Origin of the sequence: Novosphingobium sp. RL4 (genome assembly GCF_035658495.1) — a bacterium.
Lineage (GTDB): Bacteria > Pseudomonadota > Alphaproteobacteria > Sphingomonadales > Sphingomonadaceae > Novosphingobium.
Genome location: NZ_CP141944.1, coordinates 2489756 through 2511017 on the forward strand (window position 1 = coordinate 2489756; position 21262 = coordinate 2511017).

The 21262-nt window shown below is 64.7% G+C and carries 18 protein-coding genes, 3 tRNA genes and 1 pseudogene; 11 read left to right on the top strand and 11 right to left on the bottom strand.

What is annotated here, in order from left to right:
* The first annotated feature begins 112 nt into the window (after positions 1–112).
* Positions 113–1063, top strand: a complete 951-nt coding sequence (locus U9J33_RS12205; protein WP_324695602.1) for a nitronate monooxygenase family protein — start codon at positions 113–115, stop codon at positions 1061–1063.
* Between the two features lie 278 nt (positions 1064–1341).
* Here U9J33_RS12205 and U9J33_RS12210 read toward each other — a convergent pair.
* The 3 genes and pseudogenes from U9J33_RS12210 to U9J33_RS12220 form a co-directional block, all read right to left on the bottom strand.
* Positions 1342–1590 (bottom strand): annotated as a pseudogene (locus U9J33_RS12210) (AHH domain-containing protein); the annotation flags it as partial.
* A gap of 12 nt (positions 1591–1602) precedes the next feature.
* Positions 1603–2451, bottom strand: a complete 849-nt coding sequence (locus tag U9J33_RS12215; protein ID WP_231635875.1) for a hypothetical protein — start codon at positions 2449–2451, stop codon at positions 1603–1605.
* A gap of 17 nt (positions 2452–2468) precedes the next feature.
* Complete coding sequence (locus U9J33_RS12220; RefSeq protein WP_054437670.1) at positions 2469–2942, bottom strand: flavodoxin family protein; 474 nt, start codon at positions 2940–2942, stop codon at positions 2469–2471.
* A gap of 80 nt (positions 2943–3022) precedes the next feature.
* Here U9J33_RS12220 and recJ point away from each other — a divergent pair, with 80 nt between their 5' ends.
* From recJ to U9J33_RS12240, 4 genes are all read left to right on the top strand, one after another.
* Entirely contained in the window at positions 3023–4825 is a 1803-nt protein-coding gene (gene recJ / locus U9J33_RS12225; RefSeq protein WP_324695606.1) for a single-stranded-DNA-specific exonuclease RecJ, read from the top strand.
* A 128-nt stretch (positions 4826–4953) separates the two neighbouring features.
* A tRNA-Glu gene (locus U9J33_RS12230) sits at positions 4954–5028 on the top strand.
* Positions 5029–5065: 37 nt separating this feature from the next.
* Positions 5066–5140, top strand: a tRNA-Glu gene (locus U9J33_RS12235).
* A gap of 37 nt (positions 5141–5177) precedes the next feature.
* Positions 5178–5252, top strand: a tRNA-Glu gene (locus U9J33_RS12240).
* Between the two features lie 283 nt (positions 5253–5535).
* Here the strand turns inward: U9J33_RS12240 and U9J33_RS12245 are convergent.
* Positions 5536–6429 (bottom strand): LysR family transcriptional regulator, encoded by an 894-nt coding sequence (locus U9J33_RS12245; protein WP_324695609.1) that lies wholly within the window; start codon positions 6427–6429, stop codon positions 5536–5538.
* A 136-nt stretch (positions 6430–6565) separates the two neighbouring features.
* Between U9J33_RS12245 and U9J33_RS12250 the strand changes: the two genes are divergently transcribed.
* The 5 genes from U9J33_RS12250 to U9J33_RS12270 all read left to right on the top strand — a co-directional run bounded on the left by U9J33_RS12250 (position 6566) and on the right by U9J33_RS12270 (position 11264).
* A complete protein-coding gene (locus tag U9J33_RS12250) occupies positions 6566–7549 on the top strand; it encodes an aldo/keto reductase (protein WP_054438815.1) in 984 nt (327 codons plus the stop codon).
* A 22-nt stretch (positions 7550–7571) separates the two neighbouring features.
* Entirely contained in the window at positions 7572–7982 is a 411-nt protein-coding gene (locus U9J33_RS12255) for a cupin domain-containing protein (RefSeq protein ID WP_054438696.1), read from the top strand.
* A gap of 9 nt (positions 7983–7991) precedes the next feature.
* On the top strand, positions 7992–9218 hold the full coding sequence (locus U9J33_RS12260; RefSeq protein WP_324695613.1) for a multidrug effflux MFS transporter: 1227 nt from the start codon (positions 7992–7994) through the stop codon (positions 9216–9218).
* Positions 9219–9397: 179 nt separating this feature from the next.
* On the top strand, positions 9398–10228 hold the full coding sequence (locus U9J33_RS12265; protein WP_324695616.1) for an SDR family oxidoreductase: 831 nt from the start codon (positions 9398–9400) through the stop codon (positions 10226–10228).
* Between the two features lie 202 nt (positions 10229–10430).
* Positions 10431–11264 carry an SDR family oxidoreductase gene (locus U9J33_RS12270; protein WP_324695618.1) on the top strand — a complete coding sequence of 278 codons (834 nt, stop codon included), beginning with the start codon at positions 10431–10433 and terminating at the stop codon, positions 11262–11264.
* Between the two features lie 62 nt (positions 11265–11326).
* Here the strand turns inward: U9J33_RS12270 and U9J33_RS12275 are convergent, their stop codons facing one another.
* From U9J33_RS12275 to U9J33_RS12290, 4 genes are all read right to left on the bottom strand, one after another.
* Positions 11327–12238, bottom strand: a complete 912-nt coding sequence (locus tag U9J33_RS12275; protein WP_324695620.1) for a LysR family transcriptional regulator — start codon at positions 12236–12238, stop codon at positions 11327–11329.
* 91 nt (positions 12239–12329) lie between these two features.
* Positions 12330–13049, bottom strand: a complete 720-nt coding sequence (locus tag U9J33_RS12280; protein WP_324695621.1) for an extensin family protein — start codon at positions 13047–13049, stop codon at positions 12330–12332.
* 40 nt (positions 13050–13089) lie between these two features.
* Positions 13090–13287, bottom strand: coding sequence for a hypothetical protein (locus U9J33_RS12285; RefSeq protein ID WP_054438701.1), 198 nt, complete (start codon positions 13285–13287; stop codon positions 13090–13092).
* Positions 13288–13486: 199 nt separating this feature from the next.
* Complete coding sequence (locus tag U9J33_RS12290) at positions 13487–15049, bottom strand: amino acid permease (RefSeq protein ID WP_054438703.1); 1563 nt, start codon at positions 15047–15049, stop codon at positions 13487–13489.
* Positions 15050–15251: 202 nt separating this feature from the next.
* Between U9J33_RS12290 and panB the strand changes: the two genes are divergently transcribed.
* Positions 15252–16121, top strand: coding sequence for a 3-methyl-2-oxobutanoate hydroxymethyltransferase (gene panB, locus U9J33_RS12295; protein WP_324695626.1), 870 nt, complete (start codon positions 15252–15254; stop codon positions 16119–16121).
* Positions 16122–16181: 60 nt separating this feature from the next.
* Here the strand turns inward: panB and prsR are convergent, their stop codons facing one another.
* The 3 genes from prsR to U9J33_RS12310 are packed head-to-tail and all read right to left on the bottom strand — an operon-like array spanning position 16182 to position 21071.
* Positions 16182–17558: a PEP-CTERM-box response regulator transcription factor gene (prsR, locus tag U9J33_RS12300; protein ID WP_185997203.1), complete on the bottom strand. Its 1377-nt coding sequence runs from the start codon at positions 17556–17558 to the stop codon at positions 16182–16184.
* 1 nt (position 17559) lies between these two features.
* Entirely contained in the window at positions 17560–19689 is a 2130-nt protein-coding gene (gene prsK / locus U9J33_RS12305; protein WP_324695630.1) for an XrtA/PEP-CTERM system histidine kinase PrsK, read from the bottom strand.
* Positions 19686–21071, bottom strand: coding sequence for a TIGR03013 family XrtA/PEP-CTERM system glycosyltransferase (locus U9J33_RS12310; protein WP_185997201.1), 1386 nt, complete (start codon positions 21069–21071; stop codon positions 19686–19688). The genes prsK and U9J33_RS12310 overlap by 4 nt, the downstream gene beginning before the upstream one ends.
* Positions 21072–21262 lie beyond the last annotated feature (191 nt).

Genomic DNA, 21262 nt, shown 5'->3' on the forward strand with positions numbered 1-21262 from the left:
CGCGCTATCCGCAGGCCTGCGCGCTGCAACGCCATGGCGGTATGGCGCCCCTCTCGACAGGCGCGCCGCGCCTCTCTATGTCCGTTTAATCGACCACTTAAACGGACCGCACATGACCCTGCCTGCGCCTTTCGCGAACTTGCGCCTTCCCGTGATCGCGGCCCCGATGTTCATCGTATCGAACCCCGAACTGGTCGTCGCGCAGGTCCGCTCGGGGATCGTCGGCAGCTTTCCCGCGCTCAATGCCCGTCCGGCCAGTCAGCTTGACGAATGGCTTCATGAGATTTCAGAAAAAACAGCAGGTTGCGAGGCGCCTTTCGCAGTCAACCTGATCGTCCACAAAAGCAATAACCGGCTTGAGGAGGACCTCAAGGTGCTGGAAAAGCATAAAGTTCCGCTCGTCATCACTTCGCTTGGCGCAATTTCCGAAGTGAACGCCGCGGTCCATTCATGGGGCGGAATGGTGCTTCACGACGTCATCAGCGATCGCTTCGCCCGCAAGGCGGTGGAGAAAGGCGCCGACGGGCTGATCGCGGTCGCGGCGGGCGCCGGTGGCCATGCCGGGCCGCAATCGCCTTTCGCACTGATGCAGGAAATCCGCGCATGGTTCGATGGACCGCTGGCCCTGTCCGGCGCAATCGCCTGCGGACGTTCGATCCTGGCGGCGCAGGCCATGGGCGCTGACTTCGCCTATATCGGCACGCCCTTCATCGCCACCACCGAAGCCAACGCCATCGAAGGCTACAAGCAGGCCATCGTCGAGGGCAGCGCGGCGGACATCGTCTATTCCAGCCTGTTCACCGGCGTTCACGGCAATTACCTGCGCCCCTCGATCATCGCGGCCGGGCTCGACCCGGACAACCTTGCCGAGGGCGACAAGAACCAGATGGATTTCGGCTCGGGCGGCAATACCGCGGCCAAGGCCTGGAAGGACATCTGGGGATCGGGACAGGGCATCGGCGCGATTTCGGCGGTTGAACCGGTCTCTTCGCGGGTCGAGGAACTACTCGCGCAGTACCGTGCGGCGAAGGAAGAACTGCGCGGCCGGGCGGGCATCGGCTGAACGTCATCGTTTGTGAGCGGGGCAAGCACGCTGCCGGTCCCGCTCCACAGGCGCTCCGCCATCGCGTCCAGTTCGGAGAAGTCCACCCCCTGCCCCAGCGGATCGTGCCGGTTCAGCAGCGGCTTGCGCCTGCCGTCCTCCAGCAGAAGGCGCCGCAAGGCCCGCCGCAACAACCCGAGCCTCATCGTTGCACGCACTGCAGCGCCGCGCGGATCGCGCAGGCGCTGCACCGTCCAGTCCGCCTCGATCAGCCCTACCCGCTCTATCACCAGTTCGGTGTAGCGCCGGTGCGGCCCCCGATGGAGCGGAAGGCCCATGCGCAGTGCGGCCCGCTCATCACAGGGCAGCAGCAACCCGTTCTCCCGAAAGTCCGCGAAGCGCCTGCGTTCGCCCAGCGCCCCGAACATCGGCGAAAAAACCCCGCGAACAAGGACCTGTCTCGGCAGCAGGTGGTGGCGTTGCAGCCCCGCGTCATAGTCAGGCAGCCCCTTGCGGTTGACCGCACGGAAAGGAATGAACTGTCCCAGAAGCGCGCGCCGTCAGCCGCCGCGCCAGACCCAGATCTGCCGCCCCACTTGCGAAGGTTCGGCCAACAGGTTCCCGCCCGGCGCTTCGATCTCGCGCGGTTCGGTCAGGCGGCCATTGCGGACCAGATAATCAACCACCCGGATCGCCAGCTTGATGGCATCAGCCGGCGGCTCCCCGTCCCGCGCCTCTAGTTGCATCTCCTGCCCGATGAACCGGGAGAGCCCTTTCGTTGCGATGCTTCCGTCACTGCCAGCAGCCAGCGCCGTCAGCCCCAGCGCAGGGAAGGCCCCGCCGGCCAGCCAGTTCATCACGACGCGCGCAAAATAGCGCGGCTCCATCAGCGTGCCGGCAGACTGCCAGGCGACCGCAGCCACCGGCAGTTCAAGCGCCAAAGCCGCCGCGATACCCACCTGCGTCCGCACGACCGGAAGCAATCCGGCGCCGCCAGCGATATGGCCGCCGGGCACGAGGTCCACGGCTTCGAGCGCGCAGGGCGCCTGAATGTCATCGAAACCATAGCTGTGCGGCGCCTCGACCGCAGCAGCCGCGCCTGCGGGAGACAGGCCCAGAAGATCGAACGTCAACCCGCTGGAAAGCAGTTCCAGCCAGCCTTCGTCCGGGGGTGGGCGAAAGCTGACGCGGGCGGCTACCCCGCCGGACTCCGCCGTTTCGAGCAAATCCGCTATTCTATCGGCGGAAGGCCGCAACCCTGCGGGAAACAGCAATGACACGCCGTTGCGCGGCGCATTTTCACGCAGCAAGTTGCCGGGCAGAGCCAGATTCTCCGAGACGTGCGTTCTCACCCGTCCACTAGGCACGAATTCGTCCGGCACGTCGAGCCCCGTTTGTCCTTTGTGCAACCAGTTCGGTTCAATCTTCAGAAAATGCCGAGTTGCAGGCCTTCGGCAAAGGCCGCTCCGAGATCGCGGCAGGCCTGTAGGCGCGCTTCCGGCACGGTCTTCTCCGCGCGGATACGTTCGGGTGTCTGCGCCTCGAGGTTCACGATCAGCGGCTCGGCCACGCGCTTCAGCCGCCATCCGGTGACGATTCGGTCGATCTGGGTCTGCGCGCCAACCCCGTCCGATCCGGCGGAAATCGCGGTTGCATAGGGCCGCCCCTCGACCCGGCCCAACATCGGGTAGTAGCAGCGGTCGAACATTTCCTTCATCTGCCCGGACATGCTGCCGAGGTTTTCCGGGCAAACGAAGACATAGCCCTTGGCCCCCAGCAGGATCGCAGGCATCGCCTCGGCCGCCGTGATCAGCACGGCTCCATCGCCTCCACCCTGCGCGATCGCCGCAGCCATCGCCCGCGAAGCGCCCGTGCGGCTGTGCCAGATTATCGCCAGCATGCACCTTCTCCTGTCCCGATCGACTTACTATCGAACCGCCGGCCTTCCCGCGCCCCTGCTGTTAGTCTAACCGGGTTCGCATGGCTTCGCGACCCGTTCCTTCCGTACTCGGCATAGATCGTTCCCTCACCGGCAAATCCTGGCGCTGGCGAGGTGGCAACATGGACATTTCGGATTCCTCCTCCGGCTTCCCGGGCGGGCTGGAGGACGACATCGTCACCCAGATCCTGCTTTCGCGTGGTGTCCCGCGTGAGGATCTGGAGCGCCACCGCACCCCTTCGCTGCGCGCCTTCCTGCCCGACCCATCCGAATTCCGCGACATGGATGCCGCCGCCGAGCGCGTGGCGCAGGCGGTGATGAGCAACGAGACGGTGACCGTCTACGGCGATTACGACGTCGACGGCGCCACCAGCGCAGCACTGCTGATCCTGCTCCTGCGCCAGCTCGGCCACGAAGCGAAATATTACATCCCCGACCGGCTGCTCGAAGGCTATGGCCCCAGCGGAGAGGCACTCGTGCGGATCGCGGCGGAAGGCTCCAGCCTGATCGTGACCGTGGACTGCGGCGCCATGGCTTACGAGGCGCTGGAAATGGCGCACGGTGCGGGCGTCGACGTGATCGTGGTGGACCACCACAAGTGTGCGCCCTTGCTTCCCCGCGCCGCCGCACTGGTCAATCCCAACCGGCTCGACGAGAGCGAACTGGCGGCAGGCCACGGTCATCTCGCCGCCGTGGGCGTAGCCTTCCTCCTCGCCGTCGCCATCGTGCGCACCCTGCGGCAGCGCGGCTTCTTCGAAGGGCGCCGCGAGCCCGACCTCTTCGCCCTGCTCGACCTCGTGGCCCTGGGCACCGTGGCCGACGTCGCCGCGCTCCACGGCCTCAACCGCGCGCTGGTGGCGCAGGGACTCAAGATCATGGCCAAGCGCGAGAATATCGGGATGTCGGCCCTGATCGACGCGAGCCGCCTCAGCCGGGCACCGACATGCTCCGACCTCGGCTTCGCGCTCGGCCCCCGGATCAATGCGGGCGGCCGGGTGGGAGAATCGACCCTCGGCGTGCGCCTGCTGACCACCACCAATCCCGACGAGGCGCGCGAGATCGCGGCCCAGCTTTCCCGCCTGAACGACGAGCGGCGCGGGATCGAGCAAGTCGTGCAGGAAGCCGCCGAGGCGCAGCTCGAACGCCAGCACAACCGGGCAGTGATCATCGTTTCCGGGGCCGGCTGGCATCCCGGCGTGATCGGCATCGTCGCCGGGCGGATCAAGGAGAAGACCGGCAAGCCCACCCTGGTGATCGCCATGGACGCCGATGAGGCGGGCAACGGCAAGGGATCGGGCCGCTCGATCCCCGGCGTGGACCTTGGCGCGGCAATCATCGCCGCGCGCGAGGCCGGGCTTCTGGTGGCAGGTGGCGGCCACGCCATGGCCGCAGGCCTCACGATCGCACCGGACAAGCTGGACGCGCTGTCGGAATTGCTCGATTCGCTGCTGGCTGCCGATGTTTCGCGGGCGAGCGCCAACCAGTCGATGCTGCTCGACCTCGCGCTGGCTCCCGGAGGGCTCACCCCGGCGCTGGTGGAGACGCTGGAGAGCGCCGGGCCGTTCGGCATGGGCTGGCCCGGCCCGCGCGTAGCCGTGGGCCCTGTACACATCATCAAGGCCGACACGGTTGGCGCCGATCACGTTCGCCTGATCGTTGGCGGACAGGACGGCGGGCGGTTCAAGGCGATGGCCTTCCGCTCTGCCGAGACCGAAATGGGACAGGCGCTGCTTCACGCGTCGCAGGGACGCCGTCTCTGGCTCGCAGGACGGGCCAAGATCGACGACTGGGGCAGCCGTCCCCAGGCCGAACTTCACATCGACGATGCCGCTTTCGCGGACTGAAATCCGCCCGTTTTCGAGGACCCTGGCAGGAAGTGTCACAAGGAGTTCAAATTATTCGCAATGAGGGGGTTGACCCCCATTGGGACCGCCGCTAGAGGGCCGGTCCTGCCTCCGGCGCAACCCGGTACGGCCCCTTCGTCTAGCGGTTAGGACGCGGCCCTTTCACGGCTGAAACACGGGTTCGATTCCCGTAGGGGTCACCATTCCGATGGTGCGTGTTGGCAGATTAAATGGCTTAACGGCCCCTTCGTCTAGCGGTTAGGACGCGGCCCTTTCACGGCTGAAACACGGGTTCGATTCCCGTAGGGGTCACCATTTACACCTGCCATCGGGCAGGTCATTCTGGCTCAACGGCCCCTTCGTCTAGCGGTTAGGACGCGGCCCTCTCACGGCTGAAACACGGGTTCGATTCCCGTAGGGGTCACCAGAATTTTCAGGCATCTGGCTTGCCTCCCCTCGTCGAAAATACGCCCGCATCCAGGATGGCGCCAATATCCCGGCGCGGATAACGCCTGCCGCCGGCGGACATGCCGGATGATTCCGATGGCTCATTTTTTCTCGGCAAGGTTCTGCTCGCCGGCATGGCCGGGATCGAGAGCCCTGTTCTACAATTCGGCGGTTCGTGGAACTCTGCGCAAGTCCCAGTCTGGAATTAGGGATTTGGGACATCTTGATCGGTCCGCATCGAACACAGCCAGACGCCGGACCTGTCAGGCTCGATAGCGCAATGCCTCGATCAGCAGGGCAAAGGCGGGCTTGGGCTGCCGGCGGCTCGGATAGTAGAGGTGGTAGCCGGCAAACGGCTCGCACCAGTTTTCCAGCACGCGCACGAGTTGGCCCCGGTCGACCGCATCCTGCACATAATCGTCAGGGACGAACGCCAGTCCGAACCCGCCGATCGCGGCATCGATGATCACATCGACATTGTTGGAGGTAAACTGCCCCTCTACGCGGACGTTGAGTTCACGGCCGTCCTTCTCGAATTCCCAGGCATAGAGGCCACCGGCCGTCGTCATGCGCAAATTGACGCACCGATGCGCGGCAAGGTCCTGGGGCACCCGCGGTGTGCCGTGGGCCTGCAGATAGTCCGGGGATGCAACCGCGGCCATGCGCAGTTCTGGGCCGATCCGCACCGCGATCATGTCGCGCGCCACTTGTTCGCCAAGACGCACCCCGGCATCGAACTTGTCCTCGACAATATCGCGCAGCCCCGAATCCACGCTCAGTTCGATCTCGACCTCGGGATAGTCGCGCATCAGTTTCGTCACTGCGGGCCAGAGCACTGTCCGCGTGGCGTGACCGGGTGCGGTAATGCGGATCAGCCCCGCCGGTTTCTCACGCAGTTCGCCCAGCAGGTCGAGTTGATCCTCGATCTGCGCGAAAGCCGGCGCGATCCCGGCGAGCAGCCGCTCCCCCACATCCGTCGGCGAAACACTGCGGGTGGTTCGTGAGAGCAGGCGCACGCCAAGCCGTGCCTCCAGCCGCCTGATCTTGTGGCTCAGCGCCGATTGCGAAATACCCATCTTGGCCGCCGCCCGCGTGAAGCTGCGCTCGTCGGCTATGGCTATGAAGGCATTCAGGTCGTTGAGTTCGTCGCGCTTCATTGATGACTCATATCGATAGCTGCATGCGGCAACGATGCACTAATCATGGGACCACTCGCAACGTATCTTCGTGGCATCCACCAAGCTGGCCCGGCCGAAGCAGGCCCGGCGGCGATGGAGCATCAAGGAGATACCCATGCAGAAACGCGAACTCGGCAAGAGCGGCCTCGAAGTCTCGGCTATCGGCCTCGGCTGCATGGGGCTCAGCTACGGATATGGCCCGCCGGTATCGGAAGCCGACGGCATCGCGCTGATCCGCGCCGCTTTCGACAAGGGCGTGACGTTCTTCGATACCGCGGAAGCCTACGGCCCCTACGCCAACGAGGAACTGCTCGGCCGGGCGCTGGCCGATGTGCGCGATTCCGTGGTGATCGCCACCAAGTTCGGCTTTGTGGGCGGCAAACCGATGGAAGGGCTGGACAGCCGTCCCGAAACGATCCGGGCAGTAACAGAGGCCTCGCTGAAGCGTCTGGGAACCGATCATATCGACCTGCTCTACCAGCACCGCGTCGATCCCGCCGTCCCGGTCGAGGATGTGGCGGGCACCGTTCGCGACCTGATCGCCGAGGGTAAGGTGCGCCATTTCGGCATGTCCGAGGCGGGCGTGGATTCGCTGCGCCGCGCCCATACGGTGCAGCCCGTTGCCGCGCTCCAGAGCGAATATTCGATGTGGTGGCGTGAACCCGAGGCGGAAATACTGCCGCTCTGCGAGGAACTGGGTATCGGTTTCGTACCGTTCAGCCCGCTCGGCAAGGGGTTCCTGACCGGCGCGATCACTGCCGATACCACCTTTGGCGAGGGCGATTTCCGCAATGTCGTCCCGCGCTTCGAGGAGGAAAACCGCAAGGCCAACGAAGCGCTCGTTGCTCGCCTGAAGACCATCGCGCTAGATCGCGGCGCCACTCCGGCGCAGATCGCGATTGCCTGGCTGCTCGCCCAGAAGCCCTGGATCGTCCCTATTCCCGGCACCACCAAGCTGCACCGCCTGAACGAAAACCTCGAGGCCGCGCAGATCGAGCTGAGTGCAGCCGACCTTACCGTGATTGGCGAAGCGCTTGCCGCCTTCCCGGCGCAGGGCGCGCGCTATCCGGCATCGATCGCGGGCCGGGTCGGCCGCTAATTCCGATACGAAGGACATCCCCATGAAACTCATCCGCAATGGCACCCAGCCCTCGATCAAGGGCCCGGCCGACTGGTTCACCGGCAACGTGCGCATCGACAGCCCGTTTCAGGGCGAAGCACCCGCACGCGCCGGGGGCGCTATCGTGACTTTCGAACCGGGCGCGCGCACCGCGTGGCACACCCATCCGCTCGGCCAGACGCTGCTCGTCACTTCGGGCTGCGGCTGGACCCAGTGCGAAGGCGAGGACATCGTCCTGATCCGCGCCGGAGACGTCGTCTGGTGCCCGCCGGGTCACAAGCACTGGCACGGCGCCACGCCGACAACGGCGATGACGCACGTAGCCATTGCCGAAATGCTGGACGGCCGCGCGGTCGACTGGCTCGAACATGTCACCGACGAGCAATATCTCGCCGGCCCGGCAAAGGAATAGACCCGGGACATGACCGGTACTACGGCGCCGACCGTCCTTTCCGCGGGAGAGGACGGCGGCCACGGTTGGCGCGTCCTCGGCATTCTCTGCCTGCTGATGGGTTTCGCCTCGATCTCCACCGACATCTACCTGCCCGGCATGCCGACGATGTCGCACGCACTCGGCGCGGACATGGGCACTGCGGAGTGGACCGTTTCCGGATACCTCATCGGCTTCGCGCTGGGACAATTGTTCTGGGGGCCGGTGGGCGACCGTTTCGGACGCAGGCTTCCTGTCGCCACCGGCATCGCGCTGTTCGTGCTCGGCTCTGCCGGATGCGCGATGGCGACCGGCATCTGGTGGGTGATCGCAGCACGCGTGGTGCAGGCGGCGGGCGCCTCTGCCGGTGTCGTGCTGGGCCGGGCCATGGTGCGCGATCTCTATCAGGGCCCGCGCGCGGCGAGCATGATGTCCACCCTGATGACGGTCATGGCGATCGCGCCGCTGATCGGCCCACTGGTAGGCGGACAAGTGCTGCTCGTCATGGGTTGGCGCGCGATCTTCTGGGTGCTGGTGGGGGTCGGCATGGTCACGCTGGCGCTGCTGACCACCCTGCCCGAAACGCTGCCGCCCAAACGCCGCCACCGCATCGGCGCAGGCGAGGCTATCGCCCGCTACGTCGCCCTGCTGCGCAATCGCCGCGCCCTGGCCTATATCGGGGCGGGTGCCTTCTTCTACGGCGGGATGTTCGCCTATGTCGCGGGTTCGCCCTTCGCTTACATCACCTATCACGGTCTGCCGCCGCAGTATTACGGGCTGCTGTTCGGGCTGGGCATCGTCGGTATCATGGGTTCGAACATGATCAATGCCCGGCTGGTTCATCGCTTCGGCGTCGATACGATGCTCAAGGCCGGGATCGTCTGGGCTACGGTGAGCGCCCTGCTGATCGCGGTAACGACGTGGACGGACATGGGCGGCCTTCCCGGCCTGGTCCTGGCGCTGTTCCTCTATATCTCGGCCACCGGGCTGATCGTCGCCAATTCCATCGCCGGCGTGCTTGAGGAAGCGCCGCAGGGAGCCGGTGCCGCCTCGGCGCTGGTCGGCGCGGTTCAGTATGGCAGCGGCATCTTCAGTTCCGCGCTGATCGGCGCCTTCGCCAACGGCACGCCAGAGCCGATGGGGACCGTCATTCTGGTCACCGCGCTTGCCAGCCTTGCCTGTCTGGCAGGTCTGCGCACTCATCACTCCGGGTTATGAAAGCATGACGGATAGAGCGGATCATCGCCCGAAGAAGCCGAACCGGTCCGCGTCATTCGCGGTGCCCACGAACCGGGCATGACAATGTTCGACACCGCCGGGGTCGCACCAGGATTTGCGAAAAAGGCCGGAAGCCTCGTGCGCGAAAGCTTCTGCACACTGCTGGAAAGGATATGCCAATGACCGAAGTCGTAGTTGTCATCGGTGCCGGTTCGATCGGCATCGCCATCGCCCGGCGCATCAGCACGGGCAAGCGTGTGCTGCTGGCGGACTTGCACGAGGAACCGGTCGCGGCCGCAGCCAAGGTCATGGCCGATGCCGGATTCGAGACGAGCACGGCCGCTGTGGACATTTCCTCCCGCACCTCGGTAGAGGCACTGGTCGGTCAGGCTACGGCGCTTGGCGATGTCAGCGGCGTCATCATCGCAGCAGGTCTGTCCCCCTCGCAGGCGCCTGCCGAAAAGATCCTTGCGGTCGATCTCTATGGATCGGCGCTGGTACTCGAACTGTTCGGCGATGTGATGGCCAGGGGTGGCAGCGGCATCGTCGTCGCCTCGCAGTCCGGCCATCGCCTGCCTGCACTCACGCCCGAGGAAGACCGCCTGCTGGCGACCACCCCGGTCGAAGACCTGCTGGCGCTACCTATGCTGCAGAGCGACCGTATCACCGATCCGCTGCTCGCCTACCAGTATTCGAAGCGCTGCAACGCCCTGCGCGTCAGGGCCGAAGCGGCCACGCGCTGGGCTGCACGCGGTGCACGGGTCAATTCGATCAGCCCCGGCATCGTCATGACCCCGCTCGCCCGCGATGAACTGTCCGGCCCGCGCGCAGGCGGTTACCAGCGCATGATCGACGGCTCACCCGCCGGGCGTGCCGGAACGCCGGACGAAATCGCCGCGCTCGCCGCCCTGATGATGGGGCCGGAGGGCGCCTTCATCAACGGCGCGGATTTCCTCATCGATGGCGGTGTTACCGCCTCGTGGTTCTACGGGGCGCTTCAGCCGGAGTGACCCATCGGCCCGTGGCTCCCGTGACTATCGTTCCTGCCGCGCGCGGACAGCAAGGGGATGCCTAGACGGTATCCCCGATTGCCCACGATTTATAATCCCAGATAATGAACCTATCTACATTTAAGCGTCTAATCGAGGGTCACGACAGCCCGTATCCTTCAGCCGATCCAACGACACGGCGTGAGCCGGGAAAGGTATGAAGATGACGAAGGACATAGTGGTGGTGATCGGTTCGGGCGGGATCGGCCTTGCGATCGCCAAGCGGCAGGGTTTTGGCAAAGTCGTCCTGCTGGCGGATTTCGACCAAGGAGTCCTGGATGCGGCGGCCAAGGCCATGCGCGATGGCGGTTACGTGGTCGAAACCCAGCCAGTCGACGTCGGGTCGCGCGATTCGGTTCGCGCTCTGGCCGAAAAGGCCGCCTCGCTCGGGCCGGTCATGCAGGTGATCAACACCGCCGGCCTCTCCCCCAACATGGCCCCCGTAGCCCAGATCCTGAAGGTCGACCTTTACGGTTCGGCGGTTGTGCTGGAAGAGTTCGGAAAAGTCATCGCGCAGGGCGGCGCCACCGTTCTCATCTCGAGCATGGCCGGGCACATGATGCGCCAGCTCCCCGAAGAGGATGAAAAGGCACTGGCCTATACGCCCGCCGACGAACTGCTGGCGCTGCCATGCCTTCAGGACGATGCGATCCCCAACACACTGGTCGCCTACATGTTCGCCAAGCGTGCGAACTTCCTTCGGGTCCAGGCAGAGGCGATAAACTGGGGCGAACGCGGCGCGCGGGTCAACGCGATCAGCCCGGGTGTCATCGTGACCCCGCTTGGCCGCCACGAACTGGAATCGGAAATCGGCGACATATTTCGCGCAATGGTCGAGGCATCGCCCTCGAAGCGCATGGCTCCGCCCGAAGAGATCGCGGAAGCGGCCGCCTTCCTGCTCGGTCCCACCGCAGGTTTTATTACGGGCAGTGACCTTCTCATCGATGGCGGCGTCATCGCCGCGATGAGGGCCGGAAAGCTTCCAACGCCGGGCTGAAGGTACGGCGTTCGGGCACCCCGGTCATAGAAACGAGGAGCAGTGGCCGACCGGGGCATCAATCAGCGAACATTGATGCCCCGGTATCCGCGTCGCAATTCCTCAAGAAGTGCCACGAAGGCCGATGAGGCGTGGCGGCGGCTGGAATAGTAGAGGTGGTAGCCCGCGAACGGGGCGCACCAGTCGTCCAGCACCCGTTCCAGCCTGCCTTGCGCCATGAACGGGGTGACCATGTCCTCCATGACCATGATCATGACCTCTCCATGAAGCGCTGCCGTGACAAGGAGGTCCATGTCATCGACGGTAACCGGACCGTTGACGTGAACGTTGAGCGGCCGTCCCGCCTTTTCGAACTCCCAGATATAGACGCCCCCTGCAGTTGGCAGGCGGATATTGCCGCAACGAAAGCCGGTGAGATCGTGGGGTGCCTCGGGCTTGCCGTACCGCTCGAAATAGGCAGGCGCGGCAACCACGGCCATCCGCAGATCCGGGCCGATGCGGGCAGCGATCATATCCTTGGCGATCTGCTCGCCAAGCCGGACGCCAGCGTCGAACTGCTCCGAAACGATATCGACAAGCGCGCTGCTCAGCGAAACTTCGACCTGAATGTCCGGATAGCGCTCGGTAAGCCTCAGCACGGCTGGCCACAGCACAGTTTCCGCCGCATGCCGGCCGGCGGTCAGCCGCAGCCCGCCGGCCGGCCGTTCGCGCATTTCCCCGAGAGCGGCCAACCGCTCTTCTATACCGCAAAACGCAGGCCTCAGCGCTTCGAGCAGTTGTTCACCTATCGATGTCGGCGCGACGCTTCGTGTCGTCCGGGTAAGAAGCGGCAATTGCAACCGCTCCTCAAGTCGGCGCACCGTCTGGCTGAGCGCGGATTGCGAGCGGCCAAGGCGCGCCGCCGCACGCGTGAAGCTGCGCGCTTCAGCAACGGCAAGAAACACGGCAAGGTCGGCAAGTTCGTCAGTGAGCATAGGCAACGGGATAGCGCAAAGAACACCGCCCTGCCCAGTCCCGCGGCCGCTTCGCCTGCGGCCACGATGCTACCGCGACGAGCTCCCCGCATCAGCGGCATGCGCGCCAACCTGCGGTCCTTCGCGCCTGATCGAGATGCAGATGGTCGGCATGGGCTGCGTTGTAGTCCGGCGAGAGCACGGTCGAGAAACTTTCGCAGGCCGAATCCCGAACGGCGTGAAGAAATGCCGCTGCCTCCGCCTGGCCTTTCCAGTCTCCTCGCACCGTGATGCGCCGGCCGTCCTCCAGCACGAAAGCCGACACGTCGATGGCATTGCCGGTGGCGTGCTCGCTCCATGTCCCCTTGTCGCCATTGCCGATCCGGCGGCAGTTGTACGTGCCGAGTTGTTCGATGCGCACCACCGGGCTGCCCAGCAGCGCCTCAGCCTGTGGCTGGACGCCGTGGCGCAGCCACCAGGCCAGTCCGGCATCCACGGCGCATGTCGCCTCCACACGGCCGGGAGAGAGGCTCACTCCGGCCGCCTGAGGCGCCGCAAGGCGCTTTCGATCGTCCCGGCGGCACTGGTCCTTGCCCACAGGCGCCAGCGCCTCCTTGGCGATTCCGCTGCGATCCAGGAAGGCGCGGCAGGTGTCGCGGTCGCCGCGCAGGCTCGCGAACTTGTGCGGGGTCGCCCAGCCCGGCTGCTCGTTCAGCGTCAGCGGCGCCCAAGGGTCGTAGCCGGGATGCGCATACAGCCAGCTTCTCCCCGCCAGCACTACGCCGCCCAGCAGGACCAGGGATACGGCTATGCGGCCGATTGGAAATGTCATCGCTGCTGCAACGCGCGGGCCAGCGCCCGGCTCCGCGCCATCACTCCATGAGCGAGAACAGCGCCCAGGCCAATGCGGTAGCCCCGCAGAACAGCGGCCAGGACCAGTAGAGCTCGTGCCCCTGGTAGAAGGTATGGGTGATCGCGAGCATCCCTCCGCTCGATCCCTGGGAGCCGATGACCAGTGATACCACCCAGGTCAGCAGGAACCCTGGGATGAGCGCTTTGATGGCCGACATAGCATTGCCCGGTTTTTGGATAAGACTGTGGCAATTCTAGCCCCCATTCGTAAATTTGCTCCTACCAAGCCTGCCTGGGCAAGGCTGTGGAAAATCGGTGGATAGAGCGGGGAAATCCTGGGGACGAGATTCCCGCCGCGCAAATGAAAAAGGGGAGCCGATGGCTCCCCTTTCCCGTTGTCAGCATGTCGCCCAATCGTCAGATCGGCGGCAAGGGCTGCGGCGGCGCGTCGAAGTCCGCTTCGTGGGTCTCGATGAGACCACGACCGACATGGCTCTTGCGGTAGCCATAGGCGAAATAGACGACGAGACCGATCCCGCCCCAGATCGGCAGGACCAGCATGGCTTCGACCGGCAGGTTGAAGAACAGCAGGACGCAGCCGATGATCGCCACCGGCGACACGATCCACACCAGCGGGGTGCGGAACGGACGGTGGCGCTTGGGATCGCGCACGCGCAGGATCAGCACGGCGATCGACACCATCAGGAACGCGAAGAGCGTGCCCGAGTTCGAGATGTCGGCAAGCTGGCCGACCGGCAGCAGCGCGGCGGCAATCGCCACGAAGACGCCGGTAATCATGGTGACGATATGCGGCGTCTTCCACTTGGGATGAACGGTCGCCAGCTTCTCGGGAAGCAGGCCATCGCGCGCCATCACGAAGAAGATGCGGGTCTGGCCGTAAAGCATCATCAGGATGACCGAGGGCAGCGCAAGGTTGGCGGCCAGGCCGATGAGATCGCCCGCCCTCGTGTAGTTGATCGAACGCAGAACGTGGGCCAGCGCCTCGTTCGAGCAGACCAGCGGCAGCGAGCCCTGCTTGGAGAGCGCGGCGCACTGGGCGGCGAATTCGGGCGAACCCGGCTGCACGCCGAGCGCTGTCGGCTGGGCACCGACGGCGCCAACCGCACCGGCGGCGACGAGCAGGTAGAACACGGTGCAGATCGCAAGGCTGCCGATCAGGCCGATCGGGACATTGCGCTGCGGGTTCTTGGTTTCTTCGGCCGCGGTGGAAACCGCGTCAAAGCCGACATAGGCGAAGAAGATCGATGCCGCTGCACCCACGACCCCGAGCCCGCTGGTTCCGGCCGGGCCGAACCAGCCATTGGGCGTGAACGGCGCGAAATGCTCCGAATTCATGGCCGGCAGGGTCAGCGCGATGAACATGGTCAGCGCGGCAACCTTGATGGCGACCAGGATTGCGTTGACGGTGGCGCTTTCCTTGGTGCCGATGACCAGCAGCGCGGTAACGGCCAGCGCCACGAAGATGGCGGGAACGTTGATGATGCCGTGGCTGAAATCGATGCCGCTAAGCGACCAGCTTGGCCCGGCGGATAACAGGGCCGGTAGCTCGAACCCGGTGAGACTCTTGAGAAGCCCCATGAAGTAGCCGGACCAACCCACTGAAACGGCAGAGGCGGCAACGGCATATTCCAGGATCAGCGCCCAACCGACCATCCAGGCCAGCAGTTCGCCGACGACGGCATAGCTATATGTATAGGCGGAGCCCGAAACCGGCACCATCGAGGCCAGTTCCGAGTAGCAGAGCGCCGCGACCGCGCAGACGAAGCCCGCGATCATGAAGCTCCACATCATGCCCGGCCCGGCTTTCTGGGCCGCGGCGGCAGTGAGAACGAAAATACCCGTACCAATGATGGCGCCGACGCCCAGCAGCGTGAGCTGGACAGGCCCGAGCGACCTGTGAAGTGATTTCTTTTCCGCCGTCGCCAGAATGGCGTCGAGCGGCTTTACGCGTCCGAACATGCGGTGGACCCCCGAATTTTAGTATGGCGCGACGCTAGCGGGCTGCGATGACATGGCAAGCCTTAACGCCATTGGTTCCCCAGCTTTACGGTAATTGGCCCAGTCGAGGGGCCCAATACGCCCCTGCGGTTACCTTGTTCCGGCCTTCCGTAACGAAAATGCGCTTTTGCGCATCTTCCAACCCCGCGCTAGAAGCATTTTCATGTCCACGACCTTCCAGCTAGACACCGCGACAAGTCGCGCAAATCCAACGCCGGCGCCGATGAAACGGCTGACGGTGCCCTCGATCCAGCGCCGCAAGGTGGAGGGCAAGACCGCAGAACCGCTCGTCATGCTGACCGCCTATACGGCCCGTCAGGCCCAGCTTCTCGATGAGCATTGCGATATCCTGCTGGTGGGAGATTCGCTGGCCCAGGTGATCTACGGCCTCCCCTCCACCCTGCCTGTCACGCTCGACATGATGATCGCGCATGGCGCGGCCGTCGTGCGCGGCAGCTATCACGCGCTCGTCGTCGTCGACATGCCGTTCGGATCCTATGAGGAAAGCCCGCAGCAGGCCTTTGCTTCCGCCGCGCGCATTATGGCCGAGACCGGCTGCGCCGCGGTCAAGCTCGAAGGCGGCGTCGCCATGGCGGAAACCATCGCCTTCCTCACCGGGCGGGGCATCCCCGTCATGGCGCATATCGGCCTCACTCCGCAGGCGGTGAACGCGCTGGGCGGCTACGGCGCGCGCGGACGCAGCCAGGAAGAACACGCCAAGATCATCTCCGACGGCAGGGCGGTTGCCGGCGCCGGGGCGTTCTCGGTCGTGGTTGAAGGCGTGATCGAACCGATCGCGATCTCGCTGACACACAGCCTCGACATTCCCGTGATCGGCATCGGCGCATCGGCGCAGTGCGATGGGCAGGTGCTCGTTGCCGAGGACATGCTCGGCATGTTCGACCGCGTTCCGCGTTTCGTGAAGCGCTATGCCGACATGGCCGGGCTCGTTTCCGAAGCGGCCGCAAAATATGCAGCGGAAGTGCGCCACCGCAGCTTCCCCGGCCCCGAGCAGACCTACCAGCCCAAGTAGCAGCACCGAATCGGGGGCGATATTCCCGCCCCCGATTCGCGCCCTCGGCCCGGTGGGCGGTCAGCTTTGCAGGTCGTACTGCTTGAGCAGATCGTATAGCGTGGGGCGGCTGATCCCGAGCATCTTGGCGGTGCTGGAGATATTGCCCTCGCTACGGGCCAGGGCGTGACGGATCACCTTGCGGTCCGCCTGCTCACGCGCGGTCTTGAGATTGAGCGCGTTGATGACCTGCTCATCCGGCGCGGCAAGGTCGAGATCGGCGGCACTGACCAGCTTTTCGTCCGCCATGATGACGGCGCGCTTCACCCGGTTTTCCAGTTCGCGCACGTTGCCAGGCCAGCCCCAGGCGTCGATCGCGGCGAGAGCGTCGGAACCGAAGCCCCGCACCCGCGGGTTCATTTCCTTGGCGTAGCGATGAAGAAACGCCTTCGCCAACAGCGCCGCATCGCCCGGACGCTCGGCAAGGCTGGGGATCTTCACGACGATTTCGGCGAGTCGGTAGAACAGGTCCTCGCGGAAGCGCCCCTCGGCGATCATGGCTTCGAGGTCCTGGTGCGTGGCGCAGACGATGCGGGTGTCCACCGGAATGGATTCGCGCGAGCCGACCCGCTCGATCACCCGCTCCTGAAGGAAGCGCAGCAGCTTGACCTGAAGCTGGAGGGGGATGTCCCCCACTTCGTCAAGGAACAGGGTGCCGCCGCCGGCCATCTCGATCTTGCCGGGCGTGGTCTTCACCGCGCCGGTGAAAGCGCCCTTCTCGTGGCCGAACAGTTCGCTTTCGAGCAGGTTTTCCGGGATCGCCGCGCAGTTGATCGCCACGAACTGGCCCTTGGCCCGCCCGCTCGCCTCATGAAGCCCCCGCGCCAGCAGTTCCTTGCCGGTACCGCTGGCACCCAGCAGCATGACCGAGACATTGGTGCCGGCAACGCGCTCGATGGTCCGGGCGACGCGCACCATTTCCGGCGCGGCGGTGATGAGCCGGCCGAGCACCTTCTCGTCCTTCTCCACCCGGGACGCGAGACGCCGGTTTTCATCCTCGAGCCGGTGAAGCTGCAAGGCCCGGCGCACGATGAGGCCGAGGGCGTCGATGTCGACCGGCTTCTGGTAGAAGTCGTAAGCCCCATGCGCGATGGCCTGCAGCGCCGACTCCCGGGCGCCGTGACCGGAGGCGACGATGACCTTGGTGTCCGGCTTCAGCGCCATGATCTCATCAAGCAGCGCGAAGCCCTCGGTCGTACCATCGGGATCGGGCGGCAGACCGAGATCCAGCGTCACCACATCCGGCGTTTCCGAACGGAGCAAGGCAAGCGCGGTCGGACGGTCCCCGGCGACGATGACGTCGAAATCCTCGTAGGCCCATTTGAGCTGCGCCTGGAGACCCGCGTCATCCTCCACGATGAGGAGCTTGGGAAGCACCTTGGGTCGGGTTTCGATCATCTCAGGCTACCTTCTGGTCCTTGTAGGTGCTGTTCAGGTACATCTCTGTCGCCGCGGCCAGCGGAATACGGACGATGAAGCGCGACCCCAGCCCTTCCCGCGATTCGACGTCGAGCCGCCCTTTCATGCCCTTCACGAGTTCCCGCGCCTCGAAGGCGCCGATGCCGAACCCGCCGCTCTTGGTGGAGACGAAAGGCTTGAACAGGCGGTTTCGAACGAACTCTGCCGACATGCCCGTACCGGAATCGATCACTTCAAATCGCGCGTTCAGTCCGTCAGCACTAAGTGCAAGGAAAACAGGAGCTTCCGGCTGACTTGCATCGATGCCGTTCTGGATCAGATGGACAAGCACCTGTTCGAGCGAATGGCGGTTGGCGGTAATGGCAAGGTCCTGCGTCTCGGCAAGGACGATCTGCGGGTTGCCGTTGAACCGGCCGATCGCCGCCTGCGCGACTTCCGCCGCACGCACGCTCTCGAGCCGGTCCACCGCCCCGGTCCCGTAACGCGACAGGCGCGCGAGCAAGGCATTCAGCTTGTCCGACGAATTGCGCAGGGTGACGAGCATATCCGCACGAAACTCGGCCTTGTCGGCATGAAGCTCGGCATTGCGAGCGAGCAGGCTGAACTGGCTGGCGAGGTTCTTGATGTCGTGCATCACGAAGGCGATGCGGCGGTGGAAATCCTCGAAATGGCTCGATTCCGCCAGTGCCTCCTGACTGGCATTCTCGGCGAGGTAACTGGCAAGCTGCTGGCCGATCACGCGCAGAAGGTCGAAGTCCTCCCAGTCGAACTTGCGGGCAACCGGCGGCCGCGCGAGCACAACCATGCCGACGAGCCGTTCGTAGTGGACGAGCGGAACAAGCGCCCACGCGCGCTTTTCCTGAAGCAGCCACTCAGGCGCGACGACGTCGAAACCCGCAGGAACGCTGCCCTCACGCAAGTCATCGAGATCGGCAATGTAGGAAACCTGCTCGAAGACCGGGAGCCCGCTCAGCGGATAGGCGCTCGCGGGAACGGCGATATCGGCCCAGTTCCAGCGCGATGCCAGTGTCAGGTCGCCGCCATCATCGGGAGTCAGCAGGAGCCCTCCCGGACTGTCGGTGATATCGGCAACGGACTGTACAACGCGCTCGCCCAGCGGGAGCGTCTCGTCGTCGTTCTTGCCGATGGTTCGGGTAAAGCGCAGCCATTCCTCGCGATAATCATAGCGATGCTGGAAGAAGTGTTTGGCCAGTATGACCTTGAGCCAGTTCCGCACCCGGCGCGAGGGCAGCACGACCAGCGCGATCGCGCTTGCAAGGGTCAGGAACGCCATCTCGATGAGGCGCGCAAAGTCGCCCCCGGCATAGGAAAGCCACTGCGCCACGACCACCATCGCCACAAGGTAGGCCCCGATGACGAGCAGCGAGAACGTCTGGAAAGTCACGGCCCGCGAGGGCTTCAGGCGCAATTCGTCGCGGTTTCGCGAAGCCGCGATCGTCAGGCATGCAGCGAGCACCAGCGCGGCGATCCCGCGCAGCGCAACGATTTCGCCCGGCCAGGTACGACCGAGATAGGCGATCGTGTAAAGATTGAGGTCGAAGGACCAGAGAACCGCCAGGCCCACCGCCGGCCAGCGCAAGGCGGGACGCATTTCGCGCGGCGCTCCGGCGTAGAGATTGTGCACCAGCACCAGCCCGCCGATCGTGACCAGCAGGCGGAGCATGACGTCGATCTCGAACCCTACGTTCGCAAGACCCGCCGCGATCATCAACCGCGCGACAGCAAGGGTCATGCCCAGATGAAGGAGTTCGACAAAACCCAGAGCAAAGATCACCGGCCGGATCGGAGCAAGACTGGAATGCCGCCCGTCGCTGGCGAAAAGGCGATAGATCACCACGAGCCATGCAAGGTTACGGGCACTTTCGGCGAAAGAGGCGAAGAACGGCGCCTCGGCCGTCGCCGCAGCGGCCGTCGCCACGCACCATCCGGCCGTCACGAACAGGGCCACGCAAACCGCAGTACCCGCCCCGGCGAAACGATCCCGTCGCGGCCAAAGCCATAATGCCAGGCTTGCAACCGCGATCGCGCCGGTGAGGTCGAAAATCACCCCGACCGTGGTCCACATATCGAAGGAATGGCCTGCGTTCATCGCGCTCCTTCGCTCCAGAGCACCACACGCAGCGTTTGCAAGATGATCAGAAGGTCGAGGAAAGGTGTGTAGTTCTTCGCGTAGTAGAGATCGTATTCGAGCTTGTGGCGCGAATCCTCGATCGAGGCGCCGTAGGGATAGTTGATCTGCGCCCAACCGGTGATCCCGGGCTTCACCATGTGACGCTCGGCATAATAGGGGAGCTGCTCTTCCAGCTCGAGAACGAACTCGGGGCGTTCAGGACGCGGCCCCACGAAGCTCATTTCGCCTTTGAGCACGCTCCATGCCTGCGGCAGTTCGTCGATGCGTACCTTGCGAATGAAGCGTCCCACCCGGGTGACGCGGGGATCGTCCTTTTCGGCCCATTGCACCCCGCCGGCTTCGGCATCGGTCCGCATCGAGCGCAGCTTGATGACGTCGAAGTTCTCCCCGAACAGACCCACCCGCGACTGGCGGTAAAACGCCGGTCCCCGGCTGTCGATCTTCACCAGCAACGCGAAGATCGCGATGATCGGGGCGGTGAGGCAAAGCAGCAAGGCGCTGACAAGAATGTCGAACAAGCGCTTGGCGGCGCTGGAAATCATTCGCCCGGAAGAGAACCCGTCGGAGAAGATCAGCCAGCTCGGATTGACGGTATCGAGATCGACACGGCCGGTCTCTCGTTCCAGAAAGCTGGAGAACTCGTTGACGTGAACGCCCGTAGTCTTGATCCGCAACAGGTCCTTGAGCGGAAGCGCATTGCGCCGCTCCTCAAGCGCAAGAACGACCTCGCTGACACCGAGATTGTCGACATGGCGGGTGAGGTTGTGGATGGCCGCGCGGGAAATCGCTTCCTCGACGGCCGGCGCGGCTTCGCTCATCCCGACGTAGCCGACAATGACGAAGCCGCTTTCCTGACGCTCGGCCAAATCGCGCAGCCGCTGTGCCCGGTGCCCGGCGCCCAGCACGAGGACGCGGCGACGGAACGCAGATGTGCCGAGGAAGCCGCTCAGGAGGATCCTGTTGGCGATCAACAGCACGATCGCGAAAGCCATCGAATAGGCCAGCGTCGAGCGCCAGAAATGCTGCCCGGCGAAAAGGAAATCAAAGAAGGCGAGAGCGATGACGCCGAGCGAAACCGCCACCAGCAGCCGCGCCGCCGCGAAGCGCATCGACCGCAAGGCGTCAGCCCCGTAGACGCCCACTGCGATCATCGACAACGAAATGACGGCGGCGAAGGCGGTGTGAAGCGCGATCCGTTCGCCCAGAGTGCCGAGTTCGATCCCGATCTGCCCCGCCCGCAGCCGCCATGAAAGCTCATTGGCGCCCGCCAGCAAAATCATGTCCACCAGCCAGAGCAAGGCGACGGCATGGGGGATATAATGTTTGAACAGACGAATCATCGTCGAGAAGCGCCATTCTCCAAGCCGAAACCGGCGGTGAGGTCCTCTTTAGGCCAAAGGCGTAAACTGTCGGTGAATCTGACAGCATGGGAAATGTCCGCAGTCCGCAGGGGTGCCGCCAATCATGCGTTGCGCAACGCTTTTCACCTGGAGCTGTCGGACTGCCTTACAAGCCTTCCCCGCGAGCAGGG